The sequence below is a fragment of the Allobaculum sp. genome (assembly GCF_047010065.1).
In the GTDB taxonomy this organism is placed as follows: domain Bacteria; phylum Bacillota_I; class Bacilli_A; order Erysipelotrichales; family Erysipelotrichaceae; genus Allobaculum; species Allobaculum fili.
This window is the reverse complement of the sequence record NZ_JBKXLD010000058.1, coordinates 1-14,687: the sequence shown is the minus strand read 5'-3', so window position 1 is coordinate 14,687 and position 14,687 is coordinate 1. Positions and strand designations below refer to the sequence as shown.

The 14,687-nt window shown below is 52.8% G+C and carries 12 protein-coding genes; all 12 read right to left on the bottom strand.

Going from position 1 to position 14,687, the window contains the following annotated elements:
• Positions 1-160 precede the first annotated feature (160 nt).
• On the bottom strand, positions 161-1,312 hold the full coding sequence (locus tag ACLUYS_RS06355) for a DHHW family protein (RefSeq protein ID WP_230267284.1): 1,152 nt from the start codon (positions 1,310-1,312) through the stop codon (positions 161-163).
• A gap of 15 nt (positions 1,313-1,327) precedes the next feature.
• Positions 1,328-2,710, bottom strand: a complete 1,383-nt coding sequence (locus ACLUYS_RS06350) for an MBOAT family O-acyltransferase (RefSeq protein WP_288339066.1) — start codon at positions 2,708-2,710, stop codon at positions 1,328-1,330.
• Between the two features lie 7 nt (positions 2,711-2,717).
• Positions 2,718-3,224 carry a DUF4358 domain-containing protein gene (locus ACLUYS_RS06345; RefSeq protein WP_230267286.1) on the bottom strand — a complete coding sequence of 169 codons (507 nt, stop codon included), beginning with the start codon at positions 3,222-3,224 and terminating at the stop codon, positions 2,718-2,720.
• A 121-nt stretch (positions 3,225-3,345) separates the two neighbouring features.
• Positions 3,346-4,179 carry a GDSL-type esterase/lipase family protein gene (locus ACLUYS_RS06340; protein ID WP_412659407.1) on the bottom strand — a complete coding sequence of 278 codons (834 nt, stop codon included), beginning with the start codon at positions 4,177-4,179 and terminating at the stop codon, positions 3,346-3,348.
• Positions 4,180-4,703: 524 nt separating this feature from the next.
• Positions 4,704-6,707 (bottom strand): ABC transporter permease, encoded by a 2,004-nt coding sequence (locus ACLUYS_RS06335; protein ID WP_230267288.1) that lies wholly within the window; start codon positions 6,705-6,707, stop codon positions 4,704-4,706.
• The gene (locus ACLUYS_RS06330; RefSeq protein WP_230267289.1) at positions 6,704-7,468 is read right to left on the bottom strand and encodes an ABC transporter ATP-binding protein; all 765 of its coding nucleotides are present in this window, start codon (positions 7,466-7,468) and stop codon (positions 6,704-6,706) included. The genes ACLUYS_RS06335 and ACLUYS_RS06330 overlap by 4 nt, the downstream gene beginning before the upstream one ends.
• Before the next feature lie 133 nt (positions 7,469-7,601).
• The gene (locus ACLUYS_RS06325; protein WP_412659406.1) at positions 7,602-8,717 is read right to left on the bottom strand and encodes a sensor histidine kinase; all 1,116 of its coding nucleotides are present in this window, start codon (positions 8,715-8,717) and stop codon (positions 7,602-7,604) included.
• Between the two features lie 43 nt (positions 8,718-8,760).
• Positions 8,761-9,342, bottom strand: a complete 582-nt coding sequence (locus ACLUYS_RS06320) for a class I SAM-dependent methyltransferase (RefSeq protein ID WP_412659405.1) — start codon at positions 9,340-9,342, stop codon at positions 8,761-8,763.
• Between the two features lie 289 nt (positions 9,343-9,631).
• Positions 9,632-11,500, bottom strand: coding sequence for a 1,4-alpha-glucan branching protein GlgB (glgB, locus tag ACLUYS_RS06315; protein WP_288339068.1), 1,869 nt, complete (start codon positions 11,498-11,500; stop codon positions 9,632-9,634).
• A gap of 271 nt (positions 11,501-11,771) precedes the next feature.
• Positions 11,772-12,884, bottom strand: coding sequence for a tRNA dihydrouridine synthase DusB (gene dusB, locus ACLUYS_RS06310; RefSeq protein ID WP_230267293.1), 1,113 nt, complete (start codon positions 12,882-12,884; stop codon positions 11,772-11,774).
• Positions 12,859-13,791 (bottom strand): Hsp33 family molecular chaperone HslO, encoded by a 933-nt coding sequence (gene hslO, locus ACLUYS_RS06305; protein ID WP_230267294.1) that lies wholly within the window; start codon positions 13,789-13,791, stop codon positions 12,859-12,861. The genes dusB and hslO overlap by 26 nt, the downstream gene beginning before the upstream one ends.
• A 307-nt stretch (positions 13,792-14,098) precedes the next feature.
• A complete protein-coding gene (locus ACLUYS_RS06300) occupies positions 14,099-14,602 on the bottom strand; it encodes a hypothetical protein (protein WP_412659404.1) in 504 nt (167 codons plus the stop codon).
• Between the last annotated feature and the right edge of the window lie 85 nt (positions 14,603-14,687).

Sequence of the window (14,687 nt, the reverse complement as noted above, 5' to 3'; positions counted from 1 at the left end):
TAGCGTATCTAATATTCAGTCTCGCGTATACCCGTCGATTGTTTGACACTTACGTATAGCCGCTGGGCTTCGGCATCTTCATTTTCTTCCCGTTCGCAAAGAAAACCCCTGCGGTCCGGTTATGTCCGGTCAGCAGGGGTTTGGCGTTTCTTATGGAAAATCAGGCTTCAGGGGTTACGTGTTTCTCGTTCCATGAGTTGAGAAGATCTTTCAGAGATGGAATGGTGGAGAAGGTATCGATCGAGTAAACGAAGGCACAGTCGGTGTACAGATCCGAGCCGAGAACCAGATCCAGATCGTCGTAGTAGTAACGGGGGTCGATGATGGTAATCGATGAGAAATACGGAAGGAGATACTGGATCATGCTGTTGGCATAGGAATCCTTGAACAGCAGCAAAGTCCGATCGGTCTGGGCATCGGTATCGATCCGTATGCGGGACTGGTTGGCGCCCAGGAAAACCTGATACTGATCCTTGGTTTTCAGCGCATCCTTGTTATAGATCGAAGACGACTGCGTACCGTCCGCCCAGGTCACAATGTAGCCCGGGTTGTTTTTGGATACTGCGATTTCGATACGGTCTTCCAGACCGACGGATCCGGTTTTGGACGCGAGCGTTCCTTCGAACGTATCGGAAACCGGCATGCGATCGAAATCTTCGGGATTGGGCGCGATGCCCATGGAATTCAAAAGCTGAATCGACGCAATCGCCGCACCGAGAGAAGTCCAGTGATGGTCAGTTCGATAGTAGATGTATTCGTTTTTCTGATCGCTTAAGCCGGAGCGGACATCTACGCCGGCCGGTCCGTTCAGCGACGAATAGATCAGATCGAACGATGGATTCACATCGCGCGCCTGCGCATCGAGCGGCAGTTTCTGCGGCTGAATGGTGGCGGCAGATGGTGCTGTCAGCACGTAGCAGGGAATGCCCTGCAGGGAAGAAAACTGATTGATCGCATCCACGCTGGAGCGGATAAGATCTTCATTCGCCTCTTCCGGATTCGCGAGCAGCGCTCCTTTTCCGAGAAAAACAGAATTCAGCTCACGCTGACCGGACAGCTTTCGAATCAGATAGTTCGCGTGAAAAAACGTATTTCGGCCGGGAATCTGGTCCGTGAACCAGGTGTTCATTTCCTCGCCGGTTTTTCCGGTTTGCAGCGCATTCAGCGACCAGTCTGCACCCCTGGCCAGCGAACGGTTTTCAACATCGGAAAACGAGCGGTCGGGCTCAATGAGGGAAAGGACAAGCATTCCCGCCAGAAGAACGCTCATCGAGGGAACCAGATAGGGATTGGTTCTTTTCTTTTTCTTCATTGGGAAGTCTCCTTTCTAAAACGCCGCATAGAGGAAGGTCTGCGCCGTAGCGCTCACCAGGAACGATACGCAGATCAAAAAGACAAGGCACCAGCTGACGGTAACCAGAACCGAGCTGGCTTTCGGGAACAGGCGATGAACCAGACGGCCCAGATAGACGCTCAGACCCGAAGAAAGCACAATCGCAAGGATCAGCAGGAAAATGGACTGACAGAGCACAAACAGCGCGTCTGCGTCCGCAAAAGACGATACGCCGATAAAGAAGTAACGGCCGATGACGGAAAGTCCGCCAAGCAGCGTCGGCGAGAAGAAGAAGGTCCAGCCGATCAGCTGCGTCAGCACGAGATAAATATGACGAACCCAGTGCGGCATCTTCTCCATGAACTTGTTGATCCACTGGTTTTCCGCCAGAATCAGAGCGCCCTGATACAGTCCCCACACCAGGAACGGAAGGGTTGCTCCATGATACAGGCCGGTCAGTACCCACACCGTCAGGACGTTCAGAATCCAGCGCGTATGACTGACGCGGTTGCCGCCCATCGGAATGTAGACGTACTGCCGGAACCAGCTGGTCAGTGAAATGTGCCAGCGTCTCCAGAATTCCTGAACGGAAAGCGCCATGTACGGCAGGGAGAAGTTGGGATCGATCGTAAAGCCAAAAAGCGAACCGATGCCGCGAGCCATGCGGGAATAGCCGGAAAAATCGAAATAAAGCTGGAAAAAGTAGGCAAATCCATACAGCAGGGAACCGACCCAGCTCGTATTGCCGGCCAGGGCCGCAAAGATCAGAGCAAAGTTATCCGCAAGGATGACTTTACGAAAGAGCCCCTGTAAAAACAGCGTCATGCCGTCGAACGTCTTCTGTCTGGATGTCGGATGATCTTCAAGCTGTTCCTTCATTTTGGCGTAATGGGCAATCGGTCCCATGTTAATGCGGCCAAAGAACGCGGCGAAGACACCGAATTCCACAAAGGAAGCCGGTGCTTCGGCTCTTCCGTAATAGACGTCAAACAGGCAGGACATGCAGGAGAACATGTAAAACGAAAGTCCCATCGGCATCAGAGACGGCAGGCGCGAAAGCGTTGGGCTTAAAAAGCCAAACCAGACGCCGATATAGCGATAGAACAGCACGATGAACAAATCCACGCCAATGGCTGTCCAGAGCATGATTTTGCTCGTGTGTTCGTCTTCGCTGGCGCCGATCGTATGGGCAGCTCCATAGTTCCAGAGCAGAATGATCAGAAGCGTAAGCAGAGACGTCAGACCGCCCCACGCGTAGAAGAGCAGGGAAACGATCAGAATGTAGAGATTGGCCAGGTGCGTACGGCTGACATAGCGATAGAGCAGCCAGACGACGGGCAGAAAGCCAAACAGAAAGGTCAGATCCGTAAATACCATAAATCCATCATCCTTCCTTTAAGGCCAGTTCAAACGTCGACTGGATCTGTTCCGGATGGTCGCCGGTATAGTAAAGTGCGTAGTTGTCCTGGACATCGACCAGGGCGTTTTCCATCAGGCCGGCCTGTTCAGGGGCATAGCCCGAATAAATGTCATGCTGGGTGGAGATGCGGGACTCGACCGCCTCTTCAAATTTCTGCGCCTGTTCCGGAGTGGAAAAACGTACGAGCACCAGTTCGCTGGCGGACATGGCGTCGTCCACACGGTACATGGCCGCATTCTCGAATTCATCCGGATTGAGATTGATGTAGCGGCGAATTTTTGACGCCGATACTTCCGGATAGACGGCGGAATCAAGCGTTTCGGTGAGTTTCGCCTGAACGGTTTCAAAAGGGACTTCGGAATGAATCTTTCCGCCAAAGAGCTGAAAACCGAACAGCGCAAGCAGCAGAACCAGAGCCGCGCCCTGTAAAAACAGATAGCGTCTGGATTTAGAGGAAGACTGAAAATGCATGGGCAGGCTCCTTTCGCTAAAACAAAAACAGGGAAAACAGTCCGTAAGGACTGAAAAAGGTCAGAATCCGCATCCAGTCCAAAGGGAAAAGGAAAGCGGAATTTCAGAAAGATCCAGAAGGTTAATTCATGCCGGCCATGATCATGTTCTGGGCCCATTCGGGGTAGAAGCTGGTCAGAAAGTGAATGCCGTCGCGTTCATAAATGTTCGCGTGTCCGCCTTCGCTGAGGGAATCGTTATCCACATACGTCCAGCCGCGGCGTTCGCACATTTCCCTGATCTGCCGGTTGTAATCATCGATCTTCGTCCAGTGCGGATTCTGTTCTGTCTGTTCTGGAGAAGCGGAAATGATCGAGTTGATAATGATCTGCGTATTGGGAGAAACCGCGAGAATCTTATCGATGTTTTCTTCATAAATTTCGGCATAGCCGTTGTCGCCGCGATCCGCGCCGACATTGAGTTCCATATCGTTTACGCCATAGGAAAAGTAAATTTTCTGCGGCTGAACCTGAGCAATCTGATCCACAAAATCGGGAATGTTCAAAATCGTATCGCCGGCATGGGCGTCGACCTGTTCGGCGGGCAGGAAGCTGTACGCTTCAAAACCGTACATGCGGGAATCCCCAAGAAGCAGAGAATTGCCAAAAAGGGAGAAGATCGAGCTCTTCCCGGACTGAACGGCTGCCAGCATCCGCTCTCTTCGCCGTTCGGAAAGCGAAGAGGAGAGGTCCTTAGTATCTTTTGTCGCCTGCGCTTCGAGATAGTCGCGGCCGGCTTTCAGATCGCTGTTGGGACGCGATAAAAAGAAGACGGCAGTCCCGATCAGAATGCAGGCAGCCAGAAAGACGGGCAGACCAATTCTGGAAAAGCGGGAGCGGCTGGATTTTTTATCGGCAGCCGGTTTCTTTTTTTTCGTGCGCGCAGAAGGCGATGCCGCATTCTTATTCTGTCTCATACACACCTCATCAAAATCTATATCGACTGGAGTTTCTTTTAAATTCCAGATTTATACAAAACCAAAAAAATGGGAAACAAAAAGATGGCTGTTCGCCATAAATTTGCCGATTCCTGAACGGAAAGAACGGAAGGCGACGGGATAAGTTTGAAAAAGGCGCGCTTCCGTTTTCGCCAGAAACTTCTGTCGAAAAAAGAAACAGTCGCCAAAAAATTCGTATTCGCGTTCCTTGCTCATTATCGCATATTTCCAGGGACTTAGCCGTCCCGATACGGCAAAAAAGAGGGAAGCGCCTTCGGTTATCAAACGAAGGAACACATTCGCCAGACCAGTGGAAACTTCGTGCGCTTCCAGGCCGGTTCCGTTTGAGTGATCGGCTTTGAAATTGCCCGGAACTGTTGATTTCCTTATCGGATCTGGACAGCATGTACGCTCATTATAGGGGATCCGTACGGGAAAAGAAGGTCAATCTCCGGTTTTCTCCAATTCCCTTTCGAAAACGGGTAAAGCGCAGAACACCGTTCTCAGTACGGTTCCTGCGCGCTCGTCTGTACGGTCAGCTTGTAGTACGTGCGGGCGGTCAGCTTATAAATCAGATAGTAGACCAGCGAGAACACGGCGAAGCAGAGAATGGAGATCGTATAAAACAGACGATCCGGAATTCTTGTCATGCCCGTAAGAATCAGCCGCAAAATCGGCAGAGCGAACAGCGTATGGATCAAGGCCACATTTAAAGGCAGAAAGAACAGAATGCGCGTCTGCCGGGTAATCAGCCTGCGCAGTTCCTTTCGCTCAAAGCCGAGGTTTTGCAGGATCGTAAAGCGTCTTCGGTCTTCACTGCCTTCGGAAAGCTGCTTGTAGTACATGATCAGAATCACCGCAAGCATGAAGAAGGCACACATGTAAATGCCGAGCAGAAACAGCGCGTTAAAAAGCTCCATGACGTCACTTCGATAGGACGTCCGAAACTGACAGTTAACACGGAAGGCATCCGAGTAAACCGCTGGATCCAGCCGTTTCGCAAATTCTTCTTCCAGGTGCTGCTGGAGGACGGGATCGTCCGCGCCGGGAAAATCGATCAGAACCTGCCAGCGCTGATTTTGCGAATCCATCGTTTCCGGAATATGTCCGGCGTAAAGATAGCGGGACATCAGATAGGCAGGGATAGTTCCTTCCAGCGTTTCGATCAGGCTGTCGTCTTCCACAATTTCATACATTGCCGCCATCGAATCGGATCCGGAAGCTTCTGTCGCGGCGCTGCTCAGCGGAATATACAGCTTCAGCGGGTCCGGCTGGACGGCTGTTTCGGTCAGCGCCAGCAGCTGACCGTCCTTAAGGGAAAGATGCGTTCCATTCATGCGATTCAGATCGTCAAGGTCGAGTATGGCCACATACTGGTCGGAAACATCGGCACAGAGCATCCATGCAGTGTGCAGGACGTGCACGGAAGACGCATCGATCGAAAGGTCCTGAAGAATGTCTTTGGAGTCCTGTTCAAGCTGCGTGCTGTCAAAAGCCAGCGGTTCTTCACTGAGCAGATCGATATCCACTTCGACAGGCGCAGGCATGACGGCCTGCACATTCATTTCCATGCCCGTCACCAGCGACAGTGTGGAGGACATGGTCACAATGAGCATGGTCGACAAAATAGCGATATTGGCCAGCGCCCATGCGTTTTTGCGCAGACGAAATTTCTGTATGGACAGCGAGACAAAATGGTCCGGCGTGTAATAAAACCGTTTCCACTTCTGAAGCAGGCTCAGAAACGCCTGAGCGCCATACAGAAAGGTGAGCCAGGTGCCGATAATGACGAGAAAGACCGCCGCAAAAAACAGGAAAAGCGCCGCACTTGGAGACTCGGTCAAAAGCGCAATGAGATAGCCGCTCACCAGACAGGCGAGCCCCGCCAGAGCGGCGATCCAGTGGGTCCGGCGGCCGCTTTGCGAGACGTGAGAGGCCTGCATGGATGCCAGCGGATCGCTGCTCCACAGCTGCAGAAACGACCACAGAAAAAGCGCCCCGTAACAGAAGGCGGTCCAGCAGCACAGACCGCGCAGGCCGAGCGGGGAAATGTGCAAAGACGTCAGAGGCAGCACTTCAATCATGCGGCAGATGAACAAATACAGAATCTGATCAAAGCTGACGCCAACGAGCAGAGAAGCCGGTACGGTCACCAGAGCAAACAGACCCAGCTGATAAAACAGAATGCGGTAGAGGTGGCGCTTCTCCATGCCAAGCACCATCATCAGGCCGTTCTGTTTCTGGTTGGCCGAAATCCAGGCGGAATTGAGATAGAAGAAAAGAATCAGAGTAAAAAAGATCAGAAGCGGCAGTTCGAGGAGGAGCATTTCCCGATACCAGGAAATGCCGTAAATCGGTGAGGCTGAAAACATCGGGTTTTCGATCATCGACAGGACGGAATACACCATGGCGCCCATAAGAATGCCGCCGCCCGCAAACGGGACGGAAAGCCTGTAGTTTTTCTGAATGAAGTGCAGGGCGAGATGGAGATAGAGACGTTTTTTCATAAACCGTGCTCCTGACGGTTCATTAAAAGCAGTGCGTCCGTAATTTTCTGGGCAAACTCGCTCTGGCTTTGCCCCCCGCGGTAAATCTGATGGAAAATGCGGCCGTCGCGAATGAACAGCACCCGGTTCGCAAAACTGGCGGCCATGGCGGAATGCGTCACCATGACGATCGTCTGGCCGCGCGCATGAAGCCGCTCAAACAGCTCAAGCAGCTGATGCGAGCTCGAAGAGTCGAGCGCGCCGGTCGGCTCATCCGCTAAAAGCAGATCGGGATTACAGATGAGGGCTCTGGCCGCTGCGGCCCGCTGTTTCTGTCCCCCGGAAATTTCAAAGGGGTATTTATTGAGGATGGACTGAATGCCAAGTTCATTGGCGATGGAGCGCATTTTTTCTTCCATTTGCGCCGGAGCTGTGCGGTTTAAAACAAGCGGAAGCAAAATGTTGTCGCGAAGGGTAAAGGTATCGAGCAGCGCGTAGTCCTGAAAGACAAAGCCGAGATGATTGCGGCGAAACGCGCTGCGCTTTTTTGCGGAAAGGGAATAGAGATCTTCGCCATCGATCAAAACGCTTCCGCTCGTCGGAGCGTCGAGCCCGGCGAGAATATGGAGCAGCGTAGATTTTCCAGATCCGCTTTCGCCCATGATGGCGGTAAATTCGCCGCGCTCAATGGAAAAGCTGACATCCTGCAGCGCCAGCGTACTCAAAGAGGAAAAAGACGAACGATAAATTTTCTGAACATTGCGTACATCCAGTAAAGCCATGTCTTTCTCCTTTCTCTTCTGGACACCGGGCTGCCGCTTTCAGGCAGCTTTGGCTTTTTCCAGAGTCTTTCCTGCATGCAGACAGGCAAATAAGCAAATGCAATTATGCAAAAATGATTTTTCATTTAGGGGATCAGTCGCTGATCCAGGAGCTGACCGGGAAAGTCAGCCGCACATCCAGACCGCAGGGCCCCGGCAAAGGCGGTGCTGGTGAGCAAGCCGGTGCATTCGGATCCTGCCGACGGACAGTGCTGTCCACCCCTTCATCCAGATCTTCTTCCCCTTCGACATCGCTGTCGTCTTCGGGTGCATCGAGATAGACCAGCGGACAGCTGCGGTTTTCGAGTTCAATGGAAATGGAGAGCTGATCGCAGACTCCTTTGACCAGAAACAGGCCCAGACCGCTCGAAGCGGACATGTGCGTTCGGCCGTTTTCGCCGGTAAAGCCTTTTTCAAAGACGCGGGGCAGATCCGATTCTGGAATGCCCGGTCCTTCATCCCGGAGGATGCACGTTGCCCCCTCGGAAACGATCTGAATGACGGAAAAGTCCGGGGCGTATTTCAGGGCGTTGGACAGAAGCTGCTCAAAAATAAAGGTCGCCCACTTCTGATCGGTACACACTTTTTCGCCGCGCAGATCGGTTTCCAGACGGATGTGCCGCCGAATGAACATTACGGCGTTTTCCCGCAGAACGGGACGGATGATGGATTCGAGAGAATACCAGCCGATCTGAAAATCGCTGCCTTCCATGCGTACGTACGCCATGGCCAGCGAAATACAGGAATCGATGCGCTGGCATTCGCGGTCGAGCGCGTCCGCATGCAGCTCGGGCAGTTCGAGCTGCAGATGCAGAGCGGAAAGCGGCAGCTTGATCTGATGCGCCCACAAAGAAAAGTAGTCCTGCATTTCGGTACGCATCTTCTTTTCCTGCGTCGACTGCTTCTGCATTTTTTCTTTCTGGTCCGCCATCTTTTTCACGCAGGCGTCCACTTCGACTGGATAGAGCGAAGGGTCAAAATCTTCGGCCTGAAGCAGATGCCGGATGCGGTGCAGACGGCCTAAATAAAACCCGCACCAGATGATCAGAGCGATCGCACTGAGCATGAGATACAGAATGGCGGGTTCAACCGGCAGCTGATACAGCCACAGTAAAGCGGCCATTAAAAGGCCGCTGACCAGCCACGCGGCAAAGAGCAGACGGTTTTCGCGCAGCATGATTTTTAAGTAGTCCCAGTACTTGTGTTCCATAAATGCGCCTTTCTTCCTTTCTGCTCCATTTCCGTTTTGGCTTTTACTTTACGGCTTCCAGAACCCAGAAGCCTTTTTCGCGCAGCGGGCGTTCGACTTCAAAGCCGAGCGACTCCAGATAGTCCACAGCGCTCTGGGCGCCATGCTGCTTGCGGATGACAATATACAGCGTGCCGCCTTCCTTTAAGTGGTCATACGCCTGCGCAAACAGGGAATAGATGACGGTTTTGCCCGTACGAATCGGCGGATTGAGCACGATCGAGTCATACAGCGCGTCGTTGATGTGACCGGCTTCCATGATTGTTCCGTCAACGTGATTGGCTGCATAGTTTTCTCTGGCCAGATGGCAGGCCTGCGCGTTCGGATCGATCCCGGTAATTTTGCACGGGTGAAAGCGGGAAAGAATCACGCCGATGCCGCAGCCCAGATCGAGGATGTTTTCCCCCAGATCGGCCGCACGGTGCTCAACAATGTACTCGCAGAGAATGCGCGTTCCGGTATCGAGCCTGTCCTTGGAAAAGACGCCGTCGGAAGAGAGAACGCGAAAGGACTGTCCATTCAGCTCAAAGGTAAACGGTGTTTCGGTGCGATCCAGATTCGGATCGTTTTCATAATAGTGAGACATAAAAATCTCCTTTCCATACGCCCTGTTCCTGGAAGAAGAGGGCTGAATTCAGCCGACTGAGAAGAAGATCGGACTTTGTTTTCAGTTTGGCGTCTTTTCGGGTAATTCTCAAAAATATCTGCCTGAGCAATACGGACTTTCCGCACGCCATGAGAAATGGAGAGGATCTTTTCGCATCCCGTACGTCCAGTATGACCAGAGAAACGAAAGAAAAGCGCCATTCTCTCAAAAAAGAAAGGATAGCCCGCAAAGCGCGGACTATCCTTGAAATTTCTTAACGACAGATGAACTAGTCCTGCGGACGGGTTACCTTGAAAATCTGGGCGCCCAGAGCCGGAAGCTGGACGTTGATGCGCCAGGGCTGGCCTTCGAGCGGGAGATGGAACGCGCGCAGAACCTGCGGCTGTTCGTTTTCAATGCGTCCGCCAAAGCGGGACCACTGCGTATTGATGACTTCCTGATACATGCCCTGGAACGGAACGCCGAACTGGAGCGTGTACGGGTTGGTGGAGAAGTTGATGATGAAGACGAAGACATCCTTCGAACCCTTGCGCATGAAGGAGAAGGTGTTGTGATCGGAATCATCGGCGTTGATCCACTGGAAGTTGGTCGGATCGTAGCCGTAGAAGAAGGCGTCGTTTTCGGTGCATACGCCGGTCATTTCCGCGAAGAAGCGTTCGAACGAAGAATGCATCGGGTACTTGCGCAGGAACCAGTCGCAACCTTTCTGCTCATCCCATTCGCGCAGCATGCCGAGCTCGTTACCCATGAAGTTCAGCTTCTTGCCAGGATGTCCGAACATGTACGTGTACAGCGCGCGGGCCTGTGCGAACTTGTCTTCGTAGCTGCCCCACATCTTGTCGACGATGGTCGCTTTTCCGTGAACGACTTCATCGTGGCTGAGCGGCAGAATGAAGTGTTCGGAATAGAAGTATGCCATCGAGAAGGTGATGTCGTTGTGGTGCCATTTGCGGTAGATCGGGTCGAGCTTGAGATACTTGAGGGTATCGTTCATCCAGCCCAGGTCCCACTTGTAGTCAAAGCCAAGACCGCCGTCGAGAGTGGACTTACAGACGTTGGGGAAGTCGGTGGAGTCTTCCGCAATCAGCATGATCTTGCCCTGGTATTCGGAGTTCAGCATGTAGTTCATGCGCTTGATGAAGTCGGTCGCGCCTTTGTTTTCCCCCATCATCTTGTTGCCTTTCCAGAAAATGGCATTGGAGATGGCGTCCATGCGCAGACCGTCAAAATGGTATTCCTTCAGCCAGTAGTTGGCTGCGGACATGAGGAAGGAACGTACGGTTTCTTTCCAGAGGTCGAAGTTAGCGGTGCCCCATTCGGAGTTGGCGTCTTCGGGCTTGGAGTATTCATACAGCGGCGTGCCGTCAAAGCTGGCAAGCGCGTAGGCGTCTTTTACAAAGTGAACCGGTACGAAGTCCATGATGACGCCGATGCCGGCTTCGTGCAGACGGTTGACGAACTCTTTCAGTTCGATCGGGGTGCCGTAGCGGCTCGTTACCGCAAAGAACGCGGAAACCTGATAGCCCCAGGAACCGTCAAAGGGGAATTCGGAAAGCGGCATGACTTCCACATGAGAGAAATGGTACTTCTTGCAGTGCAGAATCAGCTCATCGACGATGTCGCCGTAATGAACGAAGAGCCCTTCTTCGTTCTGGCCCGGATCGTTTTCGAGTTCTTCGACACGAATGTTCTTGTCGCGCCAGCTGCCGACGTTCATTTCATAAATGGAGACGGGAGAATTAAACCCTTTGTTCCGGTTTTTCATCCATTCCTGGTCCGTCCAGCCGTCAAAGGCAAGGTCGGTGATAATCGAATCATGATCGGGACGCAGCTTGGCCTGGAAGGCAAACGGATCGATCTTGTTATTGATCTGACCGTTCTTGGACGTGATCTGATAGAGATAGGCTTCTCCCGGCTTCGCGTTTTTTACGGTAGCCGTCCAGACGCCGTTCTCATCCTTTTTCATTACATCTTCTGTTTCGTCCCAGCTGTTGAAGTCGCCGATGACCGAAACGGCTTTGGCATTGGGGGCATATACGCGAAAAGCGATCCCGTCGTCCGCGGCATGCGCACCGAAATATTCGTAGGCGTTCAGTTCCCGCCCCTGAAAAAAAGCGGTGAGATCCATGGTTTTCATAAATGTCCTTTCTCAATCGGCTATCGGACAGCCAAGGGCAGGCTGCCCGACCGATTTTGTATCTTTTCCTGATCATATTAATGAACGAAAAAGCCAAAATTCGGGAATTTGGCTTTTTATTAAGCGTTCTCTTTTTTGAATATTCTCTTGTTTATTGTAGCGGAAAATGAAGGAATGTGAAAAGAGACAACAAAAGGGATCTGCCGGTCTCAATGCGCCATAAAACATTTTTTAAGGGCTTTCAGACGGTTCGGGCCAGAGAGGTCAGGGGTTATCGGGCGTTCGAATTGACAGGATCTTTCTTCAGAGCATCCGCACTGGATTCCTGGCTGGAAAAACCGTTTTCTGCAGGGGATTCCAGAGACGGGCCCGGCATATTGTGGAGGCGCAAATCGGGATGATCGCTGGCGGCATCTTCGCGCAGAACCTGCTCGTATTCCGTAAGAATTTCATCGAGTTGGGCATACGTCGTGATTTTGGAAAGGCGATCCTTGTAGGCGTGGCTGCGCGGCAGTCCCTTGAGATACCAGCTGGCCAGACCGCGCATCTGCGACAGCGCCACCCTCTCGGGCAGATCTTCGCAAAGGTAGTGGGCATGACGCCGGCAGGCATCCATGCGCATGGACAGCGTGAACGGATGGGATGTCCCGTTAAAGTAGTCGGCGCATTCCTGAATCAGATACGGATTGCCGACCACGCCGCGGCCGATCATGACGCCGTCGCATCCGGTTTCTTCCATCATGCGGACGGCATCATCCACGCTCAGTACGTCACCGTTGCCGATGACCGGAATGGACACCGCGTCCTTGACCTTCTTAATCCAGGACCAGTCGGCTTTTCCTTCGTACATCTGGGCGCGTGTCCGGGCGTGCAGCGTAATTGCGCTGGCCCCGGCGGCTTCCATGGCTTTCGCCATTTCGACGCAGTTGATCGAGGACGAGTCAAAACCCAGACGCATTTTGACGGTGACCGGCTTCTGGACCGCATCCACGATAGCGCGCACGATCTGGCTGGCGTAATCGATGTCCTTCATTAGATAGCTGCCGGCTTTTGCCTTGATGACTTTGTTGACCGGGCACCCCATGTTGAAATCGATGATGTCGCAGTCGGTTTCCTGATCGAGAATTTTTGCCGCGTGAACGATCGTGTCGATATCGTGGCCGAAAATCTGAAAGGAAACCGGATGATCATCCGCTTCGCACGCCAACATGCGGCGGGTTCTGGCGGAATCGTAGTACAGAGCCTTGTCGGAAACCATTTCGTTGCAGACAAGCCCGGCTCCGAATTCACGCGCAATGCGCCGGAAGGCCCGCGTCGAAACGCCGGCCATCGGGGCGATGACGATTGGAGAGGGCAGCTCAATTTCCCGAATCTTCAGCGACATGGGACTCCAGTTCTTCGGTTTCTTCGAGATGCTTCTCGGTATCGTTGAGAATTTCACGCAGTTCGTGTTCGTTGAAGTGATACGTGCTGCTGCAGAAATTGCAGGTGACTTCGGCACCGTGGTCTTCTTCGATCATGGCTTTGATCTGATCGGGCGCTACAGTATGCAGCAGACCGGCGGTCTTTTCCTTCGAGCAGGTGCACTTGAAGGAAATCGGGATCGTTTCGAGCACTTCGGTATCGTCAAACAGGTCTTCGGCCAGAAGCGCCAGAGAGGCGTCATCGTAATCCTGAATGATGGCCGTCATCGGTTTAAGGCCGCTTAAAACGTGCTCGCAAATGCGGATATTGGTATCGTCCGCATCCGGCATCATCTGCAAAACGAGCGCGCCGGCAGCGAGCACTTTGCCTTCTTCGTTCATGCGAACGCCGACGCTGACCGCAGTCGGGGTCTGTTCACTCAGAGTGAAGTAGTAGGCGAAGTCCTGACCGATTTCTCCGTTCTGGAGTTCTACGGTGCCGGACCAGTTTTCCGACATCGAAAGGTCCTTGGTTACGGTCAGCGTACCTGGCAGACCGATCAGGCTGCCGGCGGTTACGTTGGGATCGCCGTCCAGGCCGGCTTCCGGGTTGTCGACAAAGCCGCGGACGGTACCGTCGGCCTGCGCATCAACGACGATGCTGCCCAGTTCGCCCTGGCCCTGGATGTTGATCGTTAACATTTCTTTTTCGCTTTTCAGCATGCTTCCCATGATGGAAGCGACAGAGAGCACACGACCAAGAACATCTGCGCTTGGCGTGCTCATGCGGAAGCGGTCCATCGCTTCCTGAACCAGATCGGTCGTCCGGTTAATATACAGGCGGACATGGCCGTCGAGAGCCATGGCTTTGACAAGAGAATCTTTCATGTCTGTACCTCTTTTCTATGCATTTTGTATCCGATTTTAAAACTTCGACTAAACGCGCCGGGCACGACGCGTTTTCGATTTCATGAAGCCTGTACGCATAAAATCGTATGTAAACCATACGGATTCAGACAGGCTTTTATATTTCTTTATTATAGTCAGTTTCTGCTAACACTCCGTTTGGAAAGCCTGATCGAGCCGCTAGGCGATACAGGGCATTTTTCAAACTGCAGGAAAGAAAAAGCACTCGCTTTCTCAGTCGAAAGGGAGTGCGATTTTTATAAAGAATGGAAAGCCCGAAGCTGCGGAACTAGTGCTTTTTGGTCAGCTCGTTGAGCGCTTCGTCCATGTCTTCCTGCGAAAGACCGCGATGCGCTTCCGGTTCGGAAGACGTCTGACCGCCGTCTTCTTTTGGAAGAGCGGGCAGCGCAGCATCAGAAGACGAATCGGAATGGCTTTCGTTCGCATCCGAAGAAGCCGCCGGTGCTGTTTCGGCCGGTGCCGGCTTTTCCGGCGCGTTTGGATCGGTAAGCGTTCCGTAGTTCATCAGGTTGTTGATTTCTTCGCTGGTGAGCGTTTCGTGATCGTACAGGTTGTGAGCGATCAGATCGAGCAGTTCCCGGTTTTCTGTCAGGATCGCCTTGCACTTTTCATGGCACGAATCGACAATCGAACGGACTTCGCGGTCGATTTCGGTCGCAACACCGGCGGAGTAGTCGGAGCCTTTCGTGTAGTCGCGGCCCAGAAAGACGTTGCCTTCCGGATCGGCGTACTGAATCGGGCCGAGCGAGGACATGCCGTAAACGCGGACCATGTTTTTCGCGATGGACGTCAGACGTTCGATATCGTTGACCTCTCAGGCGGAAATTTCGCAAAAGACGAGATCTTCCGCCGTACGG